The sequence below is a fragment of the Ruegeria sp. CF2 genome (assembly GCF_056537385.1).
The window spans coordinates 213,155-238,055 of record NZ_JBQFRL010000001.1; the positions used below are offsets into that span (position 1 = coordinate 213,155).

Here is a 24,901-nt window from a genome sequence, read left to right on the forward strand (position 1 = left end):
ACGATGGAGACCACCATGGCCAATGATCTGTTCAATTCCTTCATGTCCGGCCCGGATGAAAACGGCCGCTTCGGCATTTTCGGCGGGCGGTTCGTCAGCGAGACTCTGATGCCGTTGATCCTGTCGCTGGAGGAGGAATACGAGAAGGCCAAGACCGACCCGAGCTTCTGGGCCGAGATGGACGATCTGTGGGCCAACTATGTGGGCCGTCCGTCGCCCCTGTATCACGCCGAGCGCCTGACCGAGCACCTGGGCGGCGCCAAGATCTATATGAAGCGCGACGAGCTGAACCACACCGGCGCGCACAAGATCAACAACGTGCTGGGCCAGATCATCCTGGCGCGCCGCATGGGAAAGACCCGGATCATCGCCGAAACTGGGGCCGGGCAGCACGGTGTCGCCACCGCGACCGTCTGCGCCAAGTTCGGTCTGAAATGCGTGGTCTATATGGGCGCACATGACGTTCAGAGGCAAGCGCCCAACGTGTTCCGCATGCGTCTGCTGGGGGCCGAGGTGATTCCGGTGACCTCGGGCCGCGGCACCCTGAAGGACGCTATGAACGACGCGCTGCGCGACTGGGTGACCAACGTGCGCGACACGTTCTACTGCATCGGTACGGTCGCCGGCCCGCACCCGTATCCGGCGATGGTGCGCGACTTTCAATCGATCATCGGCAAGGAAGCCAAGGAACAGATGATGAAGGCCGAGGGTCGCCTGCCGGACACGATCATCGCGGCGATCGGCGGCGGCTCGAACGCCATGGGGCTGTTCTATCCCTTCCTCGACGACAAATCGGTCAACATCATCGGCGTCGAAGCAGGCGGCAAGGGTGTCAACGAAAAGATGGAGCATTGCGCCTCGCTCACGGGCGGCCGGCCTGGTGTTCTGCATGGCAACCGTACCTATCTGCTGCAGGACGACGACGGCCAGATCCTCGAGGGGTACTCGATTTCGGCCGGGCTAGACTATCCGGGCATCGGCCCCGAACATTCCTGGCTGCACGATATCGGGCGCGCGCAATATGTCTCGATCACCGACAAAGAGGCGCTTGAGGCGTTCCAGCTGTGCTGCGCGACCGAGGGCATCATTCCCGCACTCGAACCCAGCCACGCGCTAGCGCATGTCATGAAGATCGCGCCGGAGCTGCCAAAGGATCACATCATCTGCATGAACATGTGCGGACGTGGCGACAAGGATGTTCAAACGGTCGCCAAGTATCTGAACTTCGACATGTCTGATACCGAGGGTCGCGACGCAACCTGAGGGCTGCCCAAAGAACAAGACCCGGCACGCTTCAACCGTGCCGGGTTTTTCATTCCCGGTTCACTGTTCGGAGTTTGCGCGGTGGCTGGTCAGAACGTGCAGCGGCACGATTTCCAATGCGCGCTGGTGAGTCGCCTCAAGATGGACCTTTGGCGCACAGCCTTCGTCATGGGCCTGCATGAACCGCGCGGCACACAGGCACCAGCTGTCGCCAGGCTTCAGGCCCGGGAAATCGAATTCGGGCCGTGGCGTGCTCAGGTCGTTGCCGACATATTTTGAATAGGCCAGAAACTCGGCCGTCATCACAGCGCAGACCGTGTGGCTGCCGCGATCCTCAGGGCAGGTGTTGCAGGCCCCGTCGCGGAAAAAACCGGTCAGGGGCTTTCGTGAACACGGAGCCAGCACGCCGCCCAGAACATTTATGCTGTCCTGCTTTTGCATGCATCCACCTTACAGGCTTTGCGCGATCTTGCGGAACATTTCGATGTTCTGCTCATTAACACCGGGCTCGCGGAACTTCCGATCAGCGCCCGTGGCTACGATCAGCACGCCGCGCGACTGGTCGAAATACATGTACTGGCCATAAACACCGCGTGCCAGAAACTCACCGTCATGGGCGCCAACGGGGATCCACCACTGATATCCGTAGCCGATCTTTCCGGGTTCGGTCGGCGCGCTTGGCAAGGTGGATTCCTTGATCCAGTCGGCCGGAACGATCTGGCGCCCATCGCGCACGCCGTTCTGCAGGATCATTTGGCCAAAGCGGGCGTAATCCCGCGTCGTGAAATTCAAGCCACCCAGAACAAAGGCGACGCCGGCGCCGTCGGTGATATAGTATCCGTCCCGCTCAAGACCGAGGTGCTGCAGGATCTTTTCGTCCAGCAACGCGGCGACGCTTTGACCCGTCGCCCCTCGGATCACCATTCCAATGACATGGGTATCGATGGAAACATACTGCCAGGTCTCGCCCGGTGCCGCGAAACTGTCCTTCAACGAGGCCGCAAAGTCATCCAACTCGCCCCCCAGGGCGACGACCCGACCCATCCGGTTGATGTCGGATTTCGGGTCCAGATAATCTTCGTCAAAGGTCACACCGCTGGCCATGTTCAGCACGTTGCGGATCGTGGCTGTCTCATAGGCGCTGCCCTGCAGCTTGGGGGCATATTTGATGACCGGATCATCCAGCGAGGCTATGGCATCCTCCTCAAGAAGGATGCCGAACAGAGCGGACAAATAGCTTTTAGCCATCGACCACGAGATCCGGCGGTCCTCTGGCGATGTGCCCAGGAAATACTCCTCGAACCGGATCTGCCCATCTTGCATCACCAGCAGCGATGTGACGGCGCGCTTTTCGATCCAGTCTTCCGTCTCGGCGGGCAGGTCGAATTCAGCTCCATAGGGCAGGTCCCAAGTGGGACCATTCCCGCGAGGGAGGTCGACAGTCAGAAAAGCCGCGTCCATGTGGGAGAAATTCTGAACGATCTTTTCTTCGGAAAACAGAGAGTTCACCGCCAGAAGGCGCTGGATTTCCTCGCGCTTCCAGAAACCGACAACTGCAGCGGCCAAGACCAGCGTCAGGACGGTTCGCAGCAGCCATTTCAGACCTGTTTTCATGATATTCCTCCCGTTTGGCGGCATTGGATCGTGATGACTGCAATTCTGCAATTGCTACGTTGCGGAAGGTCTTTGCCGCTATCGGAACTTGTCCAACAGCTTCTGCATCGCCGTGCGGTCATCGGGCGGTGGCGTCTCGGCTTGCGGGGCAGGAGGGGTCTTGGTTTCGGATTTGGGCGTCGTGGTGGAACTACGCGGTGGCGCTGTTCGCAGCGCCACCGCGTTCATGAACTTGGCCGCATCGCCCGCAGCCAGATGAACCGCCCCGTCTGCAACGCCTTGTAGAACATCGTCCAGCCAGTCGGCGTCGGCCTTGGCGAAATCGCCTAGAACATAGGGCGAGACCAGTTCTTTGCGTCCGGGATGGCCGATTCCCAGCCGGACACGGTCATACGCGGCACCGATATGGTCGTGGATCGACCGCAGGCCGTTATGCCCGGCATGGCCGCCACCGGCCTTGGCGCGAACCTTCCCGGGTGCAAGGTCCAGTTCGTCATGGAAAACGGTCACATCGGTTGAGTCGAGCTTGAAGAACCGCATGGCCTCGCCGACCGATTGGCCCGAGCGGTTCATGAAGGTCATGGGCTTCAGCAGCAGGACCTTTTCTCGGCCCAGCATTCCTTCGGATATTTCACCCTGAAATTTCGAACGCCATGGCCCAAAGCCATGATCTCTGGCGATGGCATCCACCGCCATGAAACCGATATTGTGCCGGTTGCGGGCATACTTTGCGCCCGGGTTGCCCAATCCGACAAACAGCTTCATCGCGAATTCCTTGTGCGTTTCGGTCCGGCGCAGAATTGCACGAGATGCCTTTCCAGTGCCAGCCGCTCGTTCAAAGAAAAACGGGGCCCTGGACGAGGCCCCGCTTCAAATTCCAATCCGAAGGATCCGGATTTATTCTTCGTCTTTGCCTACGACTTCAACTTCGTCGGCTGCGACTTCCTCTTCACCTTCGCCTTCTTCATCGTCGCTGGACGCCAGGCCGGTCGGTGCCGAGATGTTCGCAATCACGAAATCACGGTCGATGGTCGGTTTGGTGCCGTTGGGCAGGTCAACCGACGAGATGGTGACAACGTCGTTGATTTCCAGACCGGTCAGATCGACGGTGATCTTTTCGGGGATGTCGCCGGCGGTGCAGACCAGCTCGACTTCGGGACGGACAACGGTCAGAACGCCGCCCTTCTTGATGCCGGGGGCCTCTTCCTCGTTGATGAATTCGACGGGGATGTACAGGGCGATCTTGGTCGTACGACGCAGACGCATCAGGTCCAGGTGGGTCGGCAGGTCCTTGACGATATCACGCTGAACGTCGCGGCAGATGACGCGGACGTCTTCGTGGCCTTCGACCTTCAGGTTCCACAGGGTCGACTTGAAGCGGCCTGCCTTCAGGCGCTTGAACAGTTCGTTGAACGGAATCTGGATCGGCAGCGGGTCTTTCTCGCCACCAAATACGATGCCCGGAACCATGCCGTCGCGGCGTGCCTGACGAGCGGCGCCCTTGCCCGTCCCCGTCCGTTCCAGAGCTACGAGATCAGGAATCTCACCAGCCATGATAAATCTCCAATGTTAGGGCAGGGTGCCTCCAAGGCTGTCACCCCGCGTGAAGCGGCGTCCTTAGACCGAATCCGGCCATTTGGAAAGGGGTAAAAACGATTTCCGCGTCATTCCTGCCAGCGGCCGCAGAAATCCTGCGGGACAAGCAGGTTGTGCGGCCCCAGATCGGCCACGTTGCGCTCGCCGCACAGGGCCATGGTGGTGTCCAGTTCCTTCTGGATCACTTCCAGCGCGGTGGTCACGCCCTTTTGTCCCATCGCGCCCAGCCCGTAGACGAAAGCGCGCCCGATATAGGTGCCCTTTGCCCCCAGCGCCAGCGCCTTGAGCACGTCCTGCCCCGAGCGGATGCCGCTGTCGAGATGCACTTCGACGTCGCCGCCCACCGCATCCATGATCCGCGGCAGCATCCGGATCGAGCTGAGCGCGCCGTCCAGCTGCCGCCCGCCATGGTTCGAGACCACGATGGCGTCGGCACCCAGCTTGGCCGCCATCTTGGCGTCTTCGGGATCAAGGATGCCCTTCAGGATCACCTTGCCGCCCCATTGCTCCATCAGTTTCTCGATCTTCTTCCAGTCGAGGCTGGGATCGAATTGTTCGGCGGTCCATGCGCCCAGCGACGAGGCGTCCGAGATGCCCTGCACATGGCCCACGATATTGCCGAACTCGCGCCGCTTCGCGCCCAGCATCTCGATGCCCCAGGCCCATTTTGTCATCAGGTTGGCGATGGTTTTGGCGGTCAGTTTCGGCGGGGCGGACAGGCCGTTCTTCAGGTCCTTATGCCGTTGGCCGAGGATCTGCAGATCAAGAGTGATGACCAGGGCCGAGCAGTTGGCATCCTTGGCGCGCTGGATCAGGCGGCGGACGTAATCTTCGTCCTTCATGGTGTACAGCTGGAACCAGAAAGGCGCGCCGGTATGTTCGGCCACATCTTCGATCGAGTTGATCGACATGGTCGACAACGTGAAGGGCACGCCGAAATCCAGCGCGGCCTTGGCGGCCTTCATTTCACCATCCGCATGCTGCATCCCGGTCAGGCCCACGGGTGCCAGGGCCACCGGCATGGCCACGTCCTGTCCGATCATCTGCGACGCGGTCGAGCGGCCGGACATGTCCACCGCAACCTTCTGGCGTAGGCGGATGTCGTGGAAGTCCGAGCTGTTGTCGCGGAAGGTCCGCTCGGTCCAGCTGCCGCTTTCGGCATAGTCATAGAACATCCGGGGCACCCGGCGTTCATAGATGCGTTTGAGGTCGTCGATATTGGTAATGACAGGCATGGCCGCGCCCTTCTGCAGATTGGTTAGGTTTCTTTACCAATTCTTCCGTCGCGGCGCAACGGCCAGTTGCGCAAGTGGTCAGGTGGGACGAAGGCGCAAAGAAAAACCGCCGCAGGCGTGCGGCCTGCAGCGGTTGCAATCCGTTTGGGGTTCTGGCGTCAGGCGCTGTGGGCGCGGTCTGACAGCGATTTCACGAAGTCCAGAACCTCGGCCACCGGTTTGCCGGCGGCGATTTGGCTGACGATGGCCGAGCCGACCACCGCTCCGTCAGCAACGCTGGCGATGGCACGTGATTTCTCGGGCGTATTGATGCCGAACCCCACGATCACCGGAAGATCGGTCGCCGCCTTGATGCGCGCGACCTCGGGGCCGACATCGGTTGCCTCGGCTTCGGCCGCGCCGGTGATGCCGGTGATCGAGACGTAATAGACGAAGCCCGAGGTGTTCTGCAGCACCCGCGGCAGGCGCTTGTCATCCGTGGTTGGCGTGGCCAGCCGGATGAAGTTCAGACCGGCCGCCTGCGCGGGCAGGCACAGTTCTTCATCTTCTTCGGGTGGCAGGTCGACGACGATCAGGCCGTCGATGCCGGTCTCTTTGGCGTCGGCAAGGAACTTGTCCACGCCGCGGCTGTAGATCGGGTTGTAATAGCCCATCAGTACGATCGGGGTGGTGTCATCGGTTTCCCGGAATGCCTTGGCCAGATCCAGCGTGCGCTGCAGCGTCATGCCACCGTCCAGCGCCCTTTGACCAGCCGCCTGAATGGTGGGGCCGTCCGCCATAGGATCGGTGAAGGGCAGGCCCAGTTCGATCACGTCCACGCCGGCCGCCGGCAGGCCCCGAACAATCTCAAGCGAGGTGTCATAGTCGGGATCCCCGGCCATGATATAGGCGACAAAGGCCTTCTTCCCCTCGGCTTTAAGGGCGGCGAACTTGGCGTCGATACGGGTCATGGACGATCCTTGCATACAGGTTTGGACCTGATGTGCAGAAACTTTGGCCGAAAATCAATCCCGTCCTGAGCGGTGGGGTCAGAAGTTCAGGTGATACCGCAGCAAGAGCGCGTTCACGCCGGGGTTTTCCTCTTGCGTGCTGGCATTCGATTTGTGGGTCACGGCTAACGATATGTCATTGCCGTTGTTCAACGTATAGCCCAGCCCAAGAAGGCTTCGGATTTCGAAGCTCCCGCCCAGATCGTTCAATTCGTTGGCTTCGCTGTAGAATCCCGGCATCACGCTACCTTCCACAAACCATCTGTCGGCAAAGGAATAGACCCCGATCACCCCGGCGCCGATATGTGTGTTTCCATCCTCGTCCACCGACAGCGCGGCCCCCAGCGCAGCGCTGAAGCGGGTGGCCTCGTGAAATGGCCGGTGCTGGTATTCGAGGGAAAAGATCGCCTGGTCAATCGAACTGCTGTCGGAATAGTCGGCGTAGCCGGCGCCGAAAATCACCGACTGCGCCTGCGCGGCTGTTGAAAAAGCCAGAAAAGCGGCGCTTGAAAGGAGGTTTTTCATGGGGATGTTCGCTGTTGATATTCGTTACAAAGTTAAAGTTTGACACTATTCTCTCGTGTTCAATGTCAACAAGCACACGTTTTCCCTACATTTTCGTGATGTTGCAGTTTGGACTCAGGGCCAGCAGCCGCAGGTGCCTTGCGCATTGCACCGGACCCGCATAGAAGCAGCCCGCGAATGGCATCAGGAGGCCGTCATGGGCTTTAAAATGGGTATCGTGGGTCTGCCGAATGTCGGCAAGTCGACCCTGTTCAACGCGCTGACCAAGACCGCGGCCGCGCAGGCGGCGAATTTCCCGTTCTGCACGATCGAACCCAATGTGGGTGACGTGGCCGTTCCCGATGCGCGTCTGGACAAGTTGGCTGCGATCGCCAAGTCGAAGCAGATCATCCCGACCCGGATGACCTTCGTGGATATTGCAGGCCTGGTCAAAGGCGCTTCAAAAGGTGAGGGGCTGGGGAACCAGTTTCTGGCCAACATTCGCGAAACCGATGCCATCGCTCATGTGCTGCGCTGTTTCGAAGATGGCGACGTGACCCATGTCGAAGGCAAGGTCGATCCGGTGGCCGATGCCGAGACCATCGAGACCGAACTGATGCTGGCCGATCTGGAAAGCATCGAAAAGCGTCGCGCCAACCTCGTGCGCAAGCTCAAGGGCAACGACAAGGAGGCGCAGCAGCAGGATCGGTTGCTGGCCACCGCGCAAGAGATGCTGGAAAGCGGCAAACCCGCCCGTTTGGTCGAGGTGTCTGACGAGGATGCAAAAGCCTGGAAGATGCTGCAGTTGCTGACCACCAAGCCGGTCCTGTATGTCTGCAATGTCTCGGAAGAAGACGCTGCCGAAGGCAATGAATATTCCGCGCGTGTGGCCGAGATGGCCGCGGCGCAGGGCAATGCCCATGTCATCATCAGCGCCAAGATCGAAGAAGAGATCAGTCTGCTGGAGCCTGAAGAGGCGCAGATGTTCCTCGAAGAGATGGGGCTCGAAGAACCGGGCCTCGATCGGCTGATCCGTGCGGGGTACGACCTGCTCAAACTGGAAACCTATTTCACGGTCGGCCCGAAAGAGGCCCGCGCCTGGACCATTCGCAGGGGCACTGCAGCGCCTCAGGCGGCCGGTGTCATCCACGGCGACTTTGAAAAGGGTTTCATCCGCGCCGAGACCATTGCCTATGATGATTTCGTAGCGTGCAATGGCGAACAGGGTGCCAAAGAGGCCGGCAAGATGCGTGCAGAAGGCAAAAGCTATGTCGTCAAGGATGGCGACGTGATGCACTTCCTGTTCAACACCTGATCACGAAACAGCTTTTCTGGGCGGGCATTGGCGGTATCTTACGGTATCGCTCCAGTCCGCCCGAGGCCCGCACGTGTTCGAAATCCGCGATCTGCAGTTGCTCAGCGCCTTGGCGCGCCACCGCCATTTTGCAAAGGCCGCCGAGGAGTGCGGTATTTCGCAGCCCGCGTTCTCGATGCGTATCCGCAACCTCGAGGATCGGCTTGGCGTGTCCATCGTCCGCCGTGCGAACCGCTTTCAGGGCCTGACCGAAGAGGGCGAGATGATCGTCCGCCGCGCTCGCCGCATACTGGATGACGCCAAAGCGCTCGAGCAGGAGGTGCAGGCGATCAAGGGCGAGATCACCGGTACACTGATCCTGGGCGTGATCCCGACCGCCATCGCGTTTACTGGCCGCTTGGTCAAGCGGCTGCAGCAAGCGCATCCGCGTATCCTGTCGCGGATCGAGACGATGTCGGCCACGGCAATCCAGCACCGTCTGGACGAAGGCAGCCTGGATGCCGGGATCACCTATGGCGACAGCATCGGCACTGATCTGCGCTATGTGCAGCCTTTGTACGAGGAAACCTATGTTTTGCTCGTACCCGAGCATTTGACGCAGGAGACCGGCCCGATCCCATGGGCGCGGGTGGCCGAGTTCCCGCTCAGCCTGCTGGAGCCGCAGATGCAGAACCGGCGCATTCTCGACAGGATATTTGCCGAACAGGGGTTGCATCCGCGTGTAGTGGCTGAAACCAGCGGATTTACTGCCTCAATGGTCATGGCGCGCGAAGGGCTGGCGGCGACGGTCGTGCCACGGGTTTTGGTACGGGCGCTCGGCGATTTGAAAGGCACGCGTGTCCTGCCTCTGGTCGACCCGGTGGTCAGCAAGCCGATCTGTCTGGCGACGCTGGCGCGGGATCCGGAATTGCCCACCGTTGGCGCATTGCGGCAGGTTGTGACGTCTTTACGGTGATAAACTGTCGTTATCGTGCCATTGGTTTTTGCGATTTGACGATATGTTACTCTGATGAGAGACGAGGCTCGATCGGAGGGCATCATGGCACCATTGGATACCAAGCCATCAGGCGCGCCAAAGGGCGTCTGGAAGTCAGGTAAAGGCAAGGGGCGACACACGCCCAAGGGACGGCAATTCACCGACGAGGCGCAGGCCGAGATTCAGCGCCTGCTGGGCGACCGCCCGCGCCGCCGCGACCTGCTGATCGAGTTTCTGCATCTGATCCAGGACACGCACGGCCATATCAGTTCCGACCACATCGCCGCGTTGGCCGTCGAGATGCGGATCGGTCAGGCCGAGATCTACGAGACCGCGACTTTCTATGCCCATTTCGACGTGGTGAAAGAAGGTGAAACGCCGCCCCCCGCCCTGACGATCCGCGTCTGCGATTCCCTGTCCTGCGAAATGGCAGGCGCACAACAGCTGAAGAAGGCGCTGGAGGACGGGCTGGACCCGTCCGAAGTGCGCGTTCTGCGTGCTCCCTGCATGGGGCGCTGCGACACCGCGCCGGTGCTGGAAATCGGGCACAACCATATCGACCACGCGACCCCCGAAAAGGTGCAGGCCGCCATCGCGGCCGGCGAAACTCACGCCCATCTGCCGGAGTATGAGACCTTCGCGGCCTATGTCGAGAACGGCGGTTACGCCAAGCTGAAAGAACTGCGTGAGGGCGGCGACTGGGAAGAGGTTCAGGAACAGGTTCTGGCCTCGGGGCTGCGCGGCCTTGGCGGCGCCGGTTTCCCGTCGGGCAAGAAATGGGGCTTTGTCCGCATGAATGACGGCCCGCGTTACCTGGCCGTGAACGGCGACGAGGGCGAACCGGGCACCTTCAAGGATCGCTACTATCTGGAGCGCACCCCGCATGTTTTCCTCGAAGGCATGCTGATCGCCGCCTGGGCGGTCGAGGCAGAGACCTGCTTCATCTACATGCGCGACGAATACCCGGCGGTGCTGGAAATCCTGCGGCGCGAGATTGCGGCGCTGGAACAGGCCGGGATCGTCGAGAAAGGCTATATCGACCTGCGCCGCGGTGCGGGCGCTTACATCTGCGGCGAAGAATCCGCGATGATCGAATCGATTGAGGGCAAGAAGGGCCTGCCGCGTCACCGCCCGCCTTTCGTGGCGCAGGTCGGTGTATTCGGCCGCCCGACGCTGGTGCACAATGTCGAGACGCTCTACTGGGTGTCCAAGATCTGCCGGGAAGGCCCGGAAATCCTCAATTCGGTTGAAAAGAACGGCCGCAAGGGGCTGCGCAGCTACTCGGTCTCGGGCCGGGTGGCGAAACCCGGCGTCTTCCTGCTGCCTGCGGGCTCGACCATTCTTGACGTGATTGATGCCGCCGGGGGCATGGCCGAGGGCCACGTCTTCAAAGCGTATCAACCGGGCGGGCCGTCGTCGGGTCTGTTGCCCGCGTCGATGGACGACATCCCGTTGGACTTCGACACGCTGCAGCCGCTGGGCACTTTCATCGGGTCTGCCGCCGTGGTGGTCCTGTCCGATCAGGACACGGCCCGCGATGCGGCGCTGAACATGCTGCGTTTCTTCGAGGACGAAAGCTGTGGCCAGTGTACGCCCTGCCGGGCGGGCTGCGAGAAGGCGGTGAAGCTGATGCAGGCCGAGAAGTGGGATACCGACCTTCTGGAGGACCTGTGCCAGGTGATGGGCGATGCCTCGATCTGCGGTCTGGGGCAGGCGGCCCCGAACCCGATCCGCCTGGTCATGAAACATTTCGGGGAGGAGATCTAGGATGGCGTTAGTGACGCACCTTGAAAAAGACGAGAGAAACTTTCGTTCACTTCATCCTACGCAGGTTTCTTGCAAGTACCTGGTTTCTGAAAGTGATGGCAAAAAGGTTTTGCAGCTTAACACCTACGGGTCTGTGAACCGGGAAATACCCGACAAGTTGAGCCAAACACTTCAGTTTGACGAAAAATCGGCACGCGAACTTCTTGCGGTTCTTAAGAAGGAATTTGGCGATGCTTGACGCGAGCGAAACCAAGACCGTCACCTTCAACCTGAACGACGAAGACGTGACAGTGCCCGAGGGCACCACGATCTGGGAAGCGGCCAACGGCAAGGGTCTCGTCATCCCGCATCTGTGCCATAAACCCGCGTCGGGCTATCGCCCGGACGGCAACTGCCGCGCCTGCATGGTCGAGGTCGAAGGCGAGCGCACTCTGGTCGCCTCGTGCATCCGTCCGGCGGCCGAGGGGATGGTGGTGAAGACCGACACCGACCGCGCCGAGAAATCCCGCGCGCTGGTGATGGAACTGCTGGTGGCCGACCAGCCCGAGCAGCCGCACGATGCATCCAGCCATTTCTGGGACATGGCCAGGCTGAACGATGTCAGCGACAGCCGCTTTCCGGCGAAAGAGCCCGAGAAGATCCCGCTGCTGGATGACAGCCATGTGGCGATGCGGGTCAATCTGGATGCCTGCATCAATTGCAACCTCTGCGTCCGCGCCTGCCGCGACGTGCAGGTCAATGACGTGATCGGCATGGCCGGTCGCGGGCATACCGCGCAGGTGGTGTTCGACCAGAACGACCCGATGGGCGACTCGACCTGCGTCGCCTGTGGTGAATGCGTTCAGGCCTGCCCGACCGGCGCCCTGATGCCCGCCACCGTGCTGGACGACCAACAGCGCGGCGACAGCAAGGATTACGACAGCGAGACCGAAAGCGTCTGCCCCTTCTGCGGGGTGGGCTGCAAAGTCAGCCTCAAGGTCAAGGACGGCAAGGTCAAATATGTCGAGGGCATCAACGGCCCGGCCAACGAAGGCCGCCTGTGCGTCAAGGGCCGGTTCGGGTTCGACTATATCCACCACCCGCACCGCCTGACCAAGCCGCTGATCCGGCGCGAGGATGCGCCGCCCAAGGGCCTGAACGTCGATCCCGCCGATTGGAGCACCCATTTCCGCGAAGCGACCTGGGACGAGGCGCTGGATCTGGCCGCCAAGGGCCTGATGAAACTGCGGGATGAGGACCCGCGCAGCGTGGCGGGCTTTGGCTCGGCCAAGTGCACCAACGAAGAGGCCTATCTGTTCCAGAAGTTCATCCGCCAGGGCTTTGGCCACAACAACGTGGACCACTGCACGCGGCTGTGCCACGCCTCGTCGGTTGCCGCGCTGATCGAGAACGTGGGCTCGGGCGCGGTGACCGCGACCTTCAACGAGATCGAGAATGCCGATGTGGCCATCATCATCGGCGCCAACCCGATCGAGAACCATCCCGTCGCGGCCACCTATTTCAAGCAATTCGCCAAGCGCGGCGGCAAGCTGATCGTGATGGACCCGCGCGGCGTGGGCATGCGCAAATTCGCGACCGAGATGCTGCAGTTCCGGCCCGGTGCCGATGTCTCGATGCTGAACGCGATCATGAACGTGATCGTCGAGGAAGAGCTGTATGACAGCCAGTACATCCACCGCTGGACCGAGAACTGGGAGGCCGAGAAGGAGCACCTGCGCCAGTTCACCCCCGAGAAGATGGCGCCGATCTGCGGTATCGAGCCCGATCAACTGCGCCGCGTGGCCCGGATTTTCGCCAACGCGAATGCGGGCCTGATCTTCTGGGGCATGGGCGTCAGCCAGCATATCCACGGCACCGACAATTCGCGCTGCCTGATCTCGCTGGCGCTGATGACGGGCAATGTGGGCAAGCCCGGCGCGGGTCTGCACCCGCTGCGCGGGCAGAACAACGTGCAGGGGGCCTCGGATGCCGGCCTGATCCCGATGTTCCTGCCCGATTACCAGTCGGTCACCGACGACGCCGTTCGGGCCAAGTTCAGTCAGGTCTGGAACTCGGGCGATTTCTCGAAAGAGAAGGGCCTGACCGTGACCGAGATCATCGACCACGCCTACGCCGGCAAGATCAAGGGCATGTACATCTTGGGCGAAAACCCGGCCATGTCCGACCCCGACGTGAACCACGCCCGCGAGGCGCTGGCCAAGCTGGACCTGATGATCGTGCAGGACATCTTCCTGACCGAGACGGCGAACTTTGCCGACATCATCCTGCCCGCCTCGGCGCTGTATGAAAAGAACGGCACGGTGTCGAACACCAACCGTCAGGTGCAGCGTGTGCGCCCCGCGGTGCCGCCGCCGGGCGAGGCGCGCGAGGATTGGGCGATCACCGTCGATCTGGCAAAGCGCATCGGGCTGAACTGGGACTACACGGATGTCTCGCAGGTGTTCAACGAGATGAAGCTGACCATGGCTTCGCTGGACAACATCACATGGGAGCGGCTCGAGACTGAGAGCATCACCTATCCGTCTCTGTCCGAGACCGATCCGGGCCAGTCCATCGTATTTGGCGACGGCTTCCCGCGCCCCGACGGCCGTGCGAAGTTCACGCCGGCTAGCATCATCCCCCCGGATGAGGCCCCGGACGAGGAATTCCCGATGATCGCCACCACAGGGCGGCAGCTGGAACACTGGCACACCGGGTCCATGACCCGTCGTGCCAAGGTTCTGGACGCGGTCGAACCCGAGGCGAACTGTTCGATGAACCCGCGCACGCTCAAGCTGATGGGGATCGAGCCAGGCGAGATGGTGCGTCTGACCACCCGGCGCGGCTCGATCGAGATCATGGTGCGTGCCGACCGGGCGATCGCCGAGGACATGGTGTTCATCCCCTTCGCCTATGTCGAGGCGGCGGCGAACATCCTGACCAACTCGGCCATCGACCCCTATGGCAAGATCCCCGAGTTCAAGTTCTCGGCCATCCGCGTGGACAAGATCGAGGACGCCATCGCGGCCGAGTAACGACTGCCACCACTCACCAAAACCCTGAAAAGGCGGGCCTGCGTGCCCGCCTTTTTCTTGGCTTGACAGATGCTTGCAGCCAGCCAACCCTTGGGCCGCGCAATCCCGGAGGAGTTCATGGCCCGCCGTTTCGTCGATCTGTCCGTCCCGCTGGAAACCGGCATCGTGTCGGACCCGCCGATCATTCTGCCTCAGATCGAATACATGAGCCACGACCAGACGGCCGAGCAGGTGATGGCCTTTTTCCCCGGTCTGAAGAAAGAGGACCTGCCCGGCGGCGAGGGCTGGGCCATCGAACGTTTGCAGATCGCCACCCACAACGGCACCCACCTGGACGCGCCGTACCATCACCACTCGACCATGAACCGGGGCGAGCGGGCGATCACCATCGACGAGGTGCCGCTGGAATGGTGCATGAACCCGGGCGTGAAACTGGATTTCCGGCATTTCGAGGATGGTTACGTCGTCACCGCCGCCGATGTCGCGGCCGAGCTGAAGCGGATCGGGCATGACCTGCGACCGCTGGATATCGTCGTGGTCAACACCTCGGCCGGCACCTGTTATGGCCAGCCGGATTACCTGATGAAAGGCTGCGGGATGGGGCGCGAGGCCACGCTGTACCTGACCGAGCGCGGCGTGCGCGTGACTGGCACCGACGCCTGGAGCTGGGACGCGCCCTTTCCGCTGACCGCGCAGGAATACGCGGAAACACATGACCCCTCGATCATCTGGGAGGGGCATCGCGCGTCGATGGAGATCGGCTATTGCCACATGGAGAAGCTGACCAATCTGGAAAGCCTGCCGCCCACGGGGTTCGAGATCTCGTGCTTTCCGTTCAAGATCAAGGGCGCCTCGGCCGGGTTCATCCGCGCGGTGGCGATCTTCGAGGAGGAAGACGACGAATGACCCGGCAAACCGAGCCTTTGGGAGGCCATGACGGCCCGTACCCCGCACCGGTCGAAATCACCGGTTTCACGGTCCGGCCCGACTGGATCGACTATAACGGTCACATGAATGTGGGGTATTATGGCGTGGTGTTCGATCTGGCCTTTGAACGGCTGCTGGTCGATCACCTGGGCCTAGGCGAACCGCAGGTCGCGGCGCTGGAGCAGGGGCCGTACATCCTGCAGTCGCACCTGCATTTCCTGCGCGAGGTTCGCGAGGGCGAGGCGCTGGTGTTCCGGTTTCGGATGCTGGACGCCGATCACAAGCGTGGTCACTATTTTGCGCAGATGGTGTCGGCCGAGGATGGCGTGGTCTGTGCCACCCAAGAGGCCCTGTTCATGAATGTCAGCCACACAACAGGCCGGTCGATACCCTATCCGGACTGGGCCGCGGCGCGGCTGGCGCGAATGGTGTCCGACCATGCCACATTGCCCCCCGATCCGCAGATCGGCAGACCAATCGGCATTCGGCGCAAATAGCCCGGGGATGGCCTTAGTTGCCAGAATTCCAGGAGCGGGCTACGCTGACCACCCGGTTCGGGCTTGGTCACGGGAGGGCAACCAAATGTGGATCTTGAGGAAATGCGCACAGGCGCCAGCCTGTATATTGGCGGCATCGCTGATCGTCTTGCCTGCGTCAGCCGCTTTGGCGGACAAGAAAAAGGAAGAAGATGCGCTGAAGGGAGCCCTGATCGGCGCCGGCGTCGGAGCGTTGATCGGAGATGGCAAAGGCGCGGCCGCAGGTGCGGTTGTCGGTGCAATCATTGGGGCAAACCGCAAGTGACGGGGGTGTCCATGATTGACCGCCTTCAGAAAGGAGCTCTGATGCGACTGCTTGATTTCAAACCTGTTCTGGCTGGCTTGATCCTTCTCCCGTCCATTGGCATGGCGGACGAGGCCGCCGACCAGATGGCGCAAGACGCACTTCCGCTGATGTACCATACCTGCGCTTCGGTCATCGAAGAGGCTGATGGGAATGATGAATACGTTTTCGACGTCGTCAGAAAGATGACGGCTCTTTCACTCTACAACCGTCAGGTTGATATCGAAGAGTTTGCATCCTCGGACGAAGAAAAGGCCAAGCTGCGTGAGGCTTTTCTTTCAGCGTTGACCGAAGGTTGCGCAGGCGATGAGGATGCCCTGTTGGGGGGTGTCGTCGACGATGCCGTTAGATCAACGCTGGGGCTGTAGGGGCTGGGCTCAATAGTGCGGTGGGCGCTCGTCGCCCAGAATGACCCCGCCGGATCCTTCCTGCGCACGTTCGGCTTCGCGCTGCATCAACATCGCCACGCGGCGGGTCAGGCGGTCGATTTCGTCCTGCTGCTTGGCGACCACCATGCTCAGGTCATCCACGGTGCGGGTCAGATGGGCAATTTTTTCTTCCAGATGCTGCATCGCTGGGGCTCCTGTGATCTGGTGCGGTCATACCGCTGTGGCGCGCGCAATGCCAGCGCTGGCTTGCCCCGACCCAGACCATGGGATAGACCGCGCGCGCAAGTGATGAAATCCCAAGGACGCCCCACATGGCCAAGCCCAAGAAACAGCCCCGCCCCAAGGCCGTCACGCCGAAAGGGTTCCGCGACTATTTCGGCCAGGAAGTCACGCAGCGCACCGAGATGCTGCGGACGATTGCGGACGTCTATCATCGCTATGGGTTTGACGCGCTGGAAAGCAGCGCCGTGGAAACGGTCGAGGCGCTGGGCAAGTTCTTGCCCGATGTCGACCGCCCCAACGAAGGCGTGTTCGCCTGGCAGGAGTTTGACGAGGGCGGCAACGGCGACTGGATGGCGCTGCGCTATGACCTGACCGCGCCGCTGGCCCGGGTCTATGCCCAGCATCGCAATGACCTGCCCACGCCCTATCGCCGCTATGCGATGGGGCCGGTCTGGCGCAACGAAAAGCCGGGGCCGGGGCGGTATCGCCAGTTCTATCAATGCGATGCGGATACTGTGGGTACGGCCAGCATGGCCGCCGATGCCGAAATCTGCGCCATGCTGTCGGATACGCTGGAGACCGTGGGCATCCCGCGCGGCGACTATCTGGTGCGGGTCAACAACCGCAAGGTTTTGAACGGCGTGCTCGAGGCCATGGGGCTGGGCGCGGACGCGGCGGCGCGCGACGACGTTCTGCGCACCATCGACAAGTTCGACAAAGTGGGCGAGCAGGGCGTGCGCGAGTTGCTGACCAAGGGCCGGCTGGACGCCTCGGGCGCGTTCATCGATGGCGTGGGTCTGTCCGACGATCAGGCCGAGCCGGTGATCGCCTTCCTGACGTCCAAGGCTGATGACACCGCCGGAACGCTGGCCAACCTGCGCGCGGCCGTGGGCGACAGCAAGATCGGCGCCGAAGGCATCTCCGAGCTGGAACAGATCGGCGAGTTGCTGGCCGCGGGCGGCTATGGCGCCGATCGCATCCAGATCGACCCCTCGGTCGTGCGAGGGCTGGGATACTACACCGGTCCGGTCTACGAGGCCGAGCTGACCTTCGAGATCTTCGACGAAAAGGGCCGCAAGCGGCAGTTCGGGTCGGTCTCGGGCGGCGGGCGCTATGATGATCTGGTGAAGCGTTTCACCGGACAGGAAGTGCCCGCGACTGGCATCTCGATCGGGGTCGACCGGTTGTTGGCCGCGCTGCGCGAAAAAGGTCGGATCAAGTCGCATGACACCGGGCCGGTCGTCGTGACCGTGATGGACCGGGACCGTATGGCCGACTATCAGGCGATGGTGGCCGAGCTGCGCAATGCCGGCATCCGCGCCGAGGTCTATCTGGGCAACCCCAAGAATTTCGGTAATCAGCTAAAATACGCGGACAAGCGCAACTCGCCCGTCGCGGTGATCGCGGGCGGGGACGAGAAGGACCGCGGCGTGGTTCAGATCAAGGACCTGATCCTGGGCGCCAAGATCGCCGAAAGCGCCACGCTCGAGGAATGGAAGGAACGCCCTAGCCAGTTTGAGGTGCCGCGCGGCGATCTGGTCGCCAAGGTGCGCGAGATTCTGGACAGTCAGGACTGAGCCATGCCCAATCGATCCCAGATCCAGGCCCGGGCCGCGATGATGCGCGTGCGCTTCGAAGCCGCCGGGGCGCAAGTCGTCGACCCGCCGCTGCTGCAATCGGCCGAAACGCTGCTGGACCTTTATGGCGAGGACATCCGCGCGCGCGCCTATGTCACCTCGGACGCGCTGCGCGGCGAACAGATGCTGCGCCCGGATTTCACCCTGCCGGTGGTGCAGATGCACATGCGCGACGGGGCCGAACCGGCGCGCTATACCTATTCGGGCGAGGTGTTCCGCCGTCAGGAACACGACCCCGACCGCCCCAATGAATACATCCAGGTGGGCTATGAGGTCTTTGACCGCGACGATCCGGCAGGGGCCGATGCCGAGGTGTTCTCGCTGTTTGCCCTGCAATTGCGGGGCCTGCCGCTGCGCGCGGCGACCGGCGACATCGGGATTCTGACCGCAGCTGTACAAGGCCTGCGCACCTCCGACCAACGCAAGGCCGCGCTGATGCGCCACCTGTGGCGTCCGCGTCGGTTTCGGGCTCTGCTCGACCGGTTCGCGGGCCGCAAGCCCGAGCCGGACCACCGCGCCGCGTTGCTCGCGGCGGCCGACCCGATGGCCTGCGACGCGCCGATGATCGGCAAGCGCCGGCCGGCTGAGATCACCGCCCGCATCGACGCCCTGCGCGCCGACCGCGACACACCGCCGATTTCCGATACGGAGATGGCCGGGCTGGATTCGTTGCTGGGCGTGCGCGAGACCATGCCCTATGCGCTGGAGCATCTGCGCGACATCGCCGTCGATCTGCCCCAGATCACCCCCGCGCTGGACCGGCTCGAGGCGCGTATCGCCGCCCTGCAGGCGCGTGGCGTTGATGTCAGCAAGCTGGATTTCGAGGCCTCGTATGGGCGCACCTCGATGGAATATTACGACGGGTTCGTTTTCGGTTTCTACGCCGAGCGCCGCCCCGACCTGCCGCCCATCGCCACCGGCGGGCGCTATGACGCGCTGACGCGGCGGCTGGGCAACGGGGCCGAGATCCCGGCGGTGGGTGGCGTGCTGCGCCCCGACCTGATGCTGGAAATCGAGGAGGCGGGCCAATGACCCTGAAGCTGGGCGTGCCGTCCAAGGGGCGGCTGATGGAGAAAACCTTTGCCTGGTTCGCCCGCCACGGGATCGAGCTGTCGCGCGCCGGATCCGACCGGGAATACGCAGGCAAGGTGGACGGGATCGAGGATGTCTCGCTGATCCTGCTGTCGGCCGGAGAGATCCCGCGCGAGCTGGCTGCCGGCCGTATTCACCTGGGCGTGACAGGCACCGATCTGGTGCACGAGAAGCTGCCGCGCTGGGAACAGCAGGTTGAAGAAATCGCACCGCTGGGCTTTGGCCAGGCCGATCTGGTGATCGCGGTTCCGGCCTGCTGGGTCGATGTCGAGACGCTGGATGACCTGGACGCCGCCGCCGCCGCCTTTCGGGCCACGCACGGGCACCGCCTGCGGATCGCCACCAAGTACCACCGTCTGGTGCGCGAGTTCCTGACCGATTCCGGGGTCGCAGACTATACGCTGGTCGACAGCCAGGGGGCAACCGAGGGCACGGTGATGAACGAAACCGCCGAGGCGATTGCCGACATCACCTCGACCGGCGAGACCCTGCGCGCCAACCACCTCAAGATTCTGTCAGATGGATTGATCCTGCAATCGCAGGCCACTTTGTGGCGCAGCCGTGTTGCGGAGTACGGCTCCGCGGAAAAGGCCGCCCTGGCAGAAGTGATGCGCCGTCTGGGCTGAGGTCAGAGCACGCCGATTTCAGCCAACGCGCGGTTCAGATCCTCGGGCAGGGCGTCGTCCTGCGCGCGGCTTTCGGGCAGGTCTGCGGGGCTGTCTTCGGGTTTCAGATAGCGCCAGCCCTGAAACGGCCGTTTCTGCGCGCCCTGGGTGCGGTGGACCTGCGGGTCCAATACGATGGCACAGCGGCGGATGCCATCCTCACCCGTCACTTCGTCCAGCCTCAAAATGCGCTGGCGGCACTGGATGACACCCTTGATGACCCAGAAGATCGACCCACCGTTCAGAATCTCGGCGTCGCGCTTGGGCCACATGCGGGTGATGTGGCGGGGCAGGCCGTCCGCGAACCGCCGGCGATAGCTGTCCTGCCAGGCGATCAGGCTGTCCACGCTCTCGGACCCGACCGAGAGTTTCACGAGGTTGATGTACTTATCCACAGCTTTCCCACAGAGTCGTCCCACGGACCATCTTTATATTGTAGCTTACCTTTGCGCGCTATCAAGCTGTTGTGGTTCGGCGCGGGTTTGGGCTAATCTGGATGCCTCTTTCAAGACAGGGAATCACCAATGAGCCGCTTTGCCGCCCCCATCGCCGAGCAGATCTGGGACATGAAATACCGCTTCAAACAGGCGGATGGCACGCCGATCGACAAGTCGGTCGAGGATACGTGGCGGCGGATCGCGCGCGATCTGGCACGGGTGGAAAAGGACCCCGCGCATTGGGAACAGAAATTCTACGAGGCGCTTGAGGACTTCAAATACCTGCCCGCCGGGCGGATCACGGCCGGAGCAGGCACCGCGCGGCAGGTGACCCTGTTCAACTGTTTCGTCATGGGCACGATCCCCGACAGCATGGGCGGCATTTTCGACATGCTGAAAGAGGCCGCGCTGACCATGCAGCAGGGCGGGGGGATCGGCTATGATTTCTCGACCATCCGGCCGCGCGGTGCGGATGTACATGGGGTGGCCGCCGATGCTTCGGGGCCGCTGTCGTTCATGGATGTGTGGGATGCCATGTGCCGCACGATCATGTCGGCGGGCTCGCGCCGCGGCGCGATGATGGCGACCATGCGTTGCGACCATCCGGATATTGAACAGTTCATCACCGCCAAATCCGACCCGGCCCGCCTGCGGATGTTCAACATGTCGGTGCTGGTGACCGATGCTTTCATGGAAGCGGTCAAAGCCGATGCTTCGTGGGATCTGGTCTTTGACGGCAAGGTCTATCACACGGTGCAGGCCCGCGATCTATGGAACAAGATCATGCAGGCCACCTATGACTATGCCGAGCCGGGCGTGATCTTCATCGACCGAATCAACCAGGCCAACAACCTGAGCTATGCCGAGACCATCGCCGCCACCAACCCCTGCGGCGAACAGCCCCTGCCACCCTATGGCGCCTGCCTGCTGGGTTCGATCAATCTGGCCCGGCTGGTGTCGGAACCGTTCGAAGACGCGGCCCATCTGGACGAGGCGGCACTGCAGGAGCTTGTCGCCACGGCCGTTCGCATGATGGACAACGTGGTGGATGCCTCGAAATTCCCGCTGCCGCAGCAGGCTGCCGAGGCGCAGGCCAAGCGCCGTATCGGTCTGGGCGTGACCGGGCTGGCGGATGCGCTGTTGATGCTGGGCCTGCGCTATGGCTCGGACGAGGCGGCGCGTCAGACCGAGCGCTGGTTGCACGCGATCGCCCGCGCCGCGTATCTGGCGTCGGTGGACTTGGCCAAGGAAAAAGGGGCGTTTCCCCTGTTCGATGCCGAGAAATACCTGGCCAGCGGCACCATGCAGCAGATGGATGACGATGTGCGCGAGGCCATTTGCGAGCATGGGATCCGCAATGCTCTGCTGACCTCGATCGCACCAACGGGGACGATCTCGCTGTATGCGGGGAACGTGTCTTCGGGGATCGAGCCGGTCTTTGCCTATGCCTACACCCGCAAGGTGCTGCAGAAGGACGGATCGCGCACCGAGGAAGAGGTGGTGGACTATGCCGTTCAGATGTGGCGGGACAAGTTCGGAGACGTCGAACTGCCCGACTATTTCGTGAACGCCCAGACCCTGACCCCGGCCGAGCATGTCAAGATGCAGGCGGCCGCCCAGAAATGGATCGACAGCTCGATCTCGAAGACGATCAACTGCCCCGAGAACATCTCGTTCGATGCTTTCAAGGACGTGTACATGCAGGCCTGGGATATGGGCTGCAAGGGCTGCACCACCTATCGCCCGAATGATGTGACAGGTTCGGTTCTGACCGTTTCGGAAAGCGACGACAAGGTGCCGGGCGAAAGCGCGGATGCCCCGCACGAGGTGGATGGCGGCGACGTCATCTACATGTCCGAGCCTTTGGACCGTCCGCAGTCGCTGGAGGGTTCGACCTACAAGCTGAAATGGCCCGATAGCGAGCACGCGATCTATCTGACGATCAACGACATCGTGATCGGTGGCCGCCGTCGCCCGTTCGAGGTGTTCATCAACTCAAAGAACATGGAGCACTACGCCTGGACGCTGGCGCTGACCCGGATGATCTCGGCCGTGTTCCGGCGCGGTGGTGACGTGTCCTTTGTTGTCGAAGAGCTGAAGGCCGTATTCGACCCGCGCGGCGGGGCCTGGGTGCAGGGCAAGTATATCCCTTCGATCCTGGCGGCGATCGGCGGCGTGATCGAGCAGCACATGATCGCGATCGGGTTTCTTGAGGGGGAAGGGATGGGGCTGAAGTCCGACCCGCAAGCGCAGGTGGTTAACATGGATGCCCCACGCGGCAAGGCCTGCCCGTCTTGCGGCCAGTATGACATGGTGATGATCGAGGGCTGCATGACCTGCCGCAGCTGCGGACATTCGAAATGCGGTTGACGAGTGCCACATAACTGTCGTTAAAGTTGTATTGTGTTTCGCCGGAGTCTCAATTTGATTTGACTCTCCGGCAACATTCTCGTGAAAGCTGCAATTCCGTCTCTTTTCCGCCGGATTCATCGTTGATACACCGCTAGTGTACGGGGTGATGAGTTTGAAAGGTCGGGCGGGCAGATGACAGCCGGGTATAACGGTCGCGTAGCAGTATTTTGGTCCCAGACGGAAATTGACGGGCTTGAAGCAGCGCCTGTGGCAGACTTGGCCATTGGAGCGTCTTGGTCGTGGCATGGGTGCATGACGCGCTTGCCGGACTGTAACGCGGAGTATTCCGTTCAGACTGGACATGATCAGGTGTTGATGGCGCTGGCCGGGCATGGCCCCGAAGCCGCAACGCTGAAGCCGATCGCCATGCTTGCAGTTATCTCATTGACGAATGGGGCGCAGACCTACGAGGCCGAGTTGACGTTGGTCGAGGGTCAGAAAGACGCGGTTTTTCTGTTCCAAAAAGGCTGCCCCGCGCGGGGCCAGGACTTCTGGGTGTGCGCCGCCGAAGAATATGCCGACGCAAGCCAGTCGGATGCAGGCAATGTTGTTTCCTTCCCCACGCATCGCAGTTCAACGGAGCAAACGTTGGTTCTTGCGCCGCATATGGCTGCGACCGCCGCTGAATAGACGGCCCATTCCTTGGGAAATTTTTTTTCGTCCACGCATCGCCGCGTGTTGACTCTGGTCTGTCCGCAGATATAAGCGCGGCGTCATTGGTGTTGGTGGCCCCCGCAAGGGGATGCCTGTCATGGGGGAAACCTCAAGAGGACAACGCCCTTCATAGTGGCCTGTCAGGGCCTCGACCTTAAGAAGGAGATCAGTCGTGACCAAACGCACGTCTGCCAAGCACAAAATCGACCGCCGGATGGGCGAAAACATCTGGGGTCGCCCGAAATCCCCGGTCAACCGTCGTGAATACGGCCCCGGCCAGCATGGTCAGCGCCGCAAAGGCAAACTTTCGGACTTCGGTCTGCAGCTTCGCGCCAAGCAGAAGCTGAAAGGCTACTACGGCGACCTGACCGAGAAGCAGTTCCGCCGCATCTATGCCGAAGCCGTACGTGTGAACGGCGATACTGGTGAAAACCTGATCGGTCTGCTGGAGCGCCGTCTGGACGCTGTTGTTTACCGCGCCAAATTCGTGCCGACAGTGTTCGCCGCACGTCAGTTCGTGAACCACGGCCACGTCAAAGTGAACGGCAAGCGGGTGAACATCCCCAGCTACCGCGTCAAGGAAGGCGACGTGATCGAGGTCCGCGACAAGTCTAAGCAACTGGCCGTCGTTCTGGAAGCCGTTGGTCTGGCCGAGCGTGATGTTCCGGATTACCTGGAAGTTGACCACTCGAAGATGACCGCGACCTTCGTGCGCACCCCGTCGCTGGGCGACGTGCCGTACCCGGTCATGATGGAACCGAACCTGGTCGTCGAATTCTACGCGAAGAACTGATCTCCGCGGACAGTTTCAGAAAACGGGCCGTACCTGCGAAGGTGCGGCCCTTTTTCATGGCAAACACTCAGATCGGCAGAGGGCGGTCTTCGGCGATCGCCTCCATCGCGAAATACGAGGTCACGCTGTCCAGTTCGACCTTCTCGATCAGGCGCTGATAGACTTTGTCATAGGTCGCCATATCCTGCGTCACGACCCGTAGCTGATAGTCGTAGTCGCCGCCGATCCGGTGGAAATCCACGACTTCCGGAATGGTCAGGACATGGCTGCGAAAGGCCTGCAGCCATTCGGCCGAGTGGTGACGCGTGCGCAGCATAACGAATACGACCAGATTCAGCCCCAGTTTTTCGCGCGCGATCCGGGCCGTCGACCCTGTCAGGACGCCTGCATCGTTCAGCGCCTTCAATCGCCGCCAGCAGGCGTTTTGCGACAGGCCGACTCGCTCGGCCAGTTCGCGCTGGGAAAGGGTAGCGTCTTTTTGCAGTTCGCGCAAAAGGCGCTTGTCAATTTGATCTATATTTTCACTCATTACAGATCATATGACCCAAAACATTAATAAT

Annotated in this window: 26 protein-coding genes; 16 read left to right on the forward strand and 10 right to left on the reverse strand. The window is 61.8% G+C overall.

Annotated elements, in window-relative coordinates; genetic code table 11:
- The first annotated feature begins 15 nt into the window (after nt 1-15).
- The gene (trpB, locus tag ACR0IR_RS01010; RefSeq protein WP_170364905.1) at nt 16-1,263 is read left to right on the forward strand and encodes a tryptophan synthase subunit beta; all 1,248 of its coding nucleotides are present in this window, start codon (nt 16-18) and stop codon (nt 1,261-1,263) included.
- Between the two features lie 60 nt (nt 1,264-1,323).
- On the opposite strand, the gene ACR0IR_RS01015 is transcribed toward trpB, so the two are convergent.
- From ACR0IR_RS01015 to ACR0IR_RS01045, 7 genes are all read right to left on the reverse strand, one after another.
- Complete coding sequence (locus tag ACR0IR_RS01015; RefSeq protein WP_170364903.1) at nt 1,324-1,704, reverse strand: DUF2237 family protein; 381 nt, start codon at nt 1,702-1,704, stop codon at nt 1,324-1,326.
- Nucleotides 1,705-1,713: 9 nt separating this feature from the next.
- The gene (locus ACR0IR_RS01020; protein WP_170364901.1) at nt 1,714-2,877 is read right to left on the reverse strand and encodes a serine hydrolase domain-containing protein; all 1,164 of its coding nucleotides are present in this window, start codon (nt 2,875-2,877) and stop codon (nt 1,714-1,716) included.
- 78 nt (nt 2,878-2,955) lie between these two features.
- Nucleotides 2,956-3,642, reverse strand: a complete 687-nt coding sequence (pth, locus tag ACR0IR_RS01025) for an aminoacyl-tRNA hydrolase (protein ID WP_170357091.1) — start codon at nt 3,640-3,642, stop codon at nt 2,956-2,958.
- A gap of 132 nt (nt 3,643-3,774) precedes the next feature.
- Nucleotides 3,775-4,431, reverse strand: coding sequence for a 50S ribosomal protein L25/general stress protein Ctc (locus tag ACR0IR_RS01030; RefSeq protein ID WP_170364899.1), 657 nt, complete (start codon nt 4,429-4,431; stop codon nt 3,775-3,777).
- 110 nt (nt 4,432-4,541) lie between these two features.
- A complete protein-coding gene (locus ACR0IR_RS01035) occupies nt 4,542-5,708 on the reverse strand; it encodes an alpha-hydroxy acid oxidase (RefSeq protein WP_170364897.1) in 1,167 nt (388 codons plus the stop codon).
- A 158-nt stretch (nt 5,709-5,866) separates the two neighbouring features.
- Complete coding sequence (gene trpA / locus ACR0IR_RS01040) at nt 5,867-6,658, reverse strand: tryptophan synthase subunit alpha (RefSeq protein WP_480778955.1); 792 nt, start codon at nt 6,656-6,658, stop codon at nt 5,867-5,869.
- Nucleotides 6,659-6,736: 78 nt separating this feature from the next.
- Nucleotides 6,737-7,222 carry an acyloxyacyl hydrolase gene (locus ACR0IR_RS01045; protein WP_170364892.1) on the reverse strand — a complete coding sequence of 162 codons (486 nt, stop codon included), beginning with the start codon at nt 7,220-7,222 and terminating at the stop codon, nt 6,737-6,739.
- A gap of 196 nt (nt 7,223-7,418) precedes the next feature.
- On the opposite strand from ACR0IR_RS01045, the gene ychF reads away from it, so the two are divergent.
- From ychF to ACR0IR_RS01090, 9 genes are all read left to right on the forward strand, one after another.
- A complete protein-coding gene (ychF, locus tag ACR0IR_RS01050; RefSeq protein WP_170357094.1) occupies nt 7,419-8,516 on the forward strand; it encodes a redox-regulated ATPase YchF in 1,098 nt (365 codons plus the stop codon).
- Nucleotides 8,517-8,589: 73 nt separating this feature from the next.
- Nucleotides 8,590-9,471, forward strand: a complete 882-nt coding sequence (locus ACR0IR_RS01055) for a LysR family transcriptional regulator (RefSeq protein ID WP_170364890.1) — start codon at nt 8,590-8,592, stop codon at nt 9,469-9,471.
- A gap of 84 nt (nt 9,472-9,555) precedes the next feature.
- Nucleotides 9,556-11,259, forward strand: coding sequence for an NAD(P)H-dependent oxidoreductase subunit E (locus tag ACR0IR_RS01060; RefSeq protein ID WP_170364888.1), 1,704 nt, complete (start codon nt 9,556-9,558; stop codon nt 11,257-11,259).
- A gap of 1 nt (nt 11,260) precedes the next feature.
- Nucleotides 11,261-11,497 (forward strand): hypothetical protein, encoded by a 237-nt coding sequence (locus ACR0IR_RS01065; RefSeq protein WP_170364886.1) that lies wholly within the window; start codon nt 11,261-11,263, stop codon nt 11,495-11,497.
- Nucleotides 11,490-14,273 (forward strand): formate dehydrogenase subunit alpha, encoded by a 2,784-nt coding sequence (gene fdhF, locus ACR0IR_RS01070; protein WP_170364885.1) that lies wholly within the window; start codon nt 11,490-11,492, stop codon nt 14,271-14,273. Before ACR0IR_RS01065 ends, fdhF begins: the two co-directional genes overlap by 8 nt.
- Nucleotides 14,274-14,390: 117 nt before the next feature.
- Nucleotides 14,391-15,179 carry a cyclase family protein gene (locus tag ACR0IR_RS01075; RefSeq protein ID WP_170364883.1) on the forward strand — a complete coding sequence of 263 codons (789 nt, stop codon included), beginning with the start codon at nt 14,391-14,393 and terminating at the stop codon, nt 15,177-15,179.
- Nucleotides 15,176-15,697 carry a thioesterase family protein gene (locus ACR0IR_RS01080; RefSeq protein ID WP_170364881.1) on the forward strand — a complete coding sequence of 174 codons (522 nt, stop codon included), beginning with the start codon at nt 15,176-15,178 and terminating at the stop codon, nt 15,695-15,697. Before ACR0IR_RS01075 ends, ACR0IR_RS01080 begins: the two co-directional genes overlap by 4 nt.
- Before the next feature lie 85 nt (nt 15,698-15,782).
- On the forward strand, nt 15,783-16,001 hold the full coding sequence (locus ACR0IR_RS01085; protein ID WP_244952316.1) for a YMGG-like glycine zipper-containing protein: 219 nt from the start codon (nt 15,783-15,785) through the stop codon (nt 15,999-16,001).
- A 41-nt stretch (nt 16,002-16,042) separates the two neighbouring features.
- A complete protein-coding gene (locus ACR0IR_RS01090; protein WP_170364879.1) occupies nt 16,043-16,408 on the forward strand; it encodes a hypothetical protein in 366 nt (121 codons plus the stop codon).
- Between the two features lie 9 nt (nt 16,409-16,417).
- On the opposite strand, the gene ACR0IR_RS01095 is transcribed toward ACR0IR_RS01090, so the two are convergent.
- Nucleotides 16,418-16,612: a SlyX family protein gene (locus ACR0IR_RS01095; RefSeq protein ID WP_170357101.1), complete on the reverse strand. Its 195-nt coding sequence runs from the start codon at nt 16,610-16,612 to the stop codon at nt 16,418-16,420.
- A 128-nt stretch (nt 16,613-16,740) separates the two neighbouring features.
- Here ACR0IR_RS01095 and hisS point away from each other — a divergent pair, with 128 nt between their 5' ends.
- Genes hisS through hisG form a run of 3 tightly spaced genes read left to right on the forward strand, consistent with a single transcriptional unit; the run spans nt 16,741 to nt 20,006 of the window.
- Nucleotides 16,741-18,228 (forward strand): histidine--tRNA ligase, encoded by a 1,488-nt coding sequence (gene hisS, locus ACR0IR_RS01100; protein ID WP_170364877.1) that lies wholly within the window; start codon nt 16,741-16,743, stop codon nt 18,226-18,228.
- 3 nt (nt 18,229-18,231) lie between these two features.
- Nucleotides 18,232-19,320, forward strand: coding sequence for an ATP phosphoribosyltransferase regulatory subunit (locus tag ACR0IR_RS01105; protein ID WP_170364875.1), 1,089 nt, complete (start codon nt 18,232-18,234; stop codon nt 19,318-19,320).
- Complete coding sequence (gene hisG, locus ACR0IR_RS01110; protein ID WP_170364873.1) at nt 19,317-20,006, forward strand: ATP phosphoribosyltransferase; 690 nt, start codon at nt 19,317-19,319, stop codon at nt 20,004-20,006. The genes ACR0IR_RS01105 and hisG overlap by 4 nt, the downstream gene beginning before the upstream one ends.
- A gap of 2 nt (nt 20,007-20,008) precedes the next feature.
- On the opposite strand, the gene ACR0IR_RS01115 is transcribed toward hisG, so the two are convergent.
- Nucleotides 20,009-20,440 carry a DUF1489 family protein gene (locus ACR0IR_RS01115; protein ID WP_170364871.1) on the reverse strand — a complete coding sequence of 144 codons (432 nt, stop codon included), beginning with the start codon at nt 20,438-20,440 and terminating at the stop codon, nt 20,009-20,011.
- A 129-nt stretch (nt 20,441-20,569) separates the two neighbouring features.
- Between ACR0IR_RS01115 and ACR0IR_RS01120 the strand changes: the two genes are divergently transcribed.
- The 3 genes from ACR0IR_RS01120 (at nt 20,570) to rpsD (ending at nt 24,341) form a co-directional block, all read left to right on the forward strand.
- Complete coding sequence (locus ACR0IR_RS01120; RefSeq protein ID WP_170364869.1) at nt 20,570-22,852, forward strand: adenosylcobalamin-dependent ribonucleoside-diphosphate reductase; 2,283 nt, start codon at nt 20,570-20,572, stop codon at nt 22,850-22,852.
- A gap of 294 nt (nt 22,853-23,146) precedes the next feature.
- Nucleotides 23,147-23,524: a hypothetical protein gene (locus ACR0IR_RS01125; protein ID WP_170364868.1), complete on the forward strand. Its 378-nt coding sequence runs from the start codon at nt 23,147-23,149 to the stop codon at nt 23,522-23,524.
- Between the two features lie 196 nt (nt 23,525-23,720).
- The gene (gene rpsD, locus ACR0IR_RS01130) at nt 23,721-24,341 is read left to right on the forward strand and encodes a 30S ribosomal protein S4 (protein WP_093964621.1); all 621 of its coding nucleotides are present in this window, start codon (nt 23,721-23,723) and stop codon (nt 24,339-24,341) included.
- Nucleotides 24,342-24,408: 67 nt separating this feature from the next.
- On the opposite strand, the gene ACR0IR_RS01135 is transcribed toward rpsD, so the two are convergent.
- Nucleotides 24,409-24,870, reverse strand: coding sequence for an Lrp/AsnC family transcriptional regulator (locus ACR0IR_RS01135; protein ID WP_170364866.1), 462 nt, complete (start codon nt 24,868-24,870; stop codon nt 24,409-24,411).
- Nucleotides 24,871-24,901 lie beyond the last annotated feature (31 nt).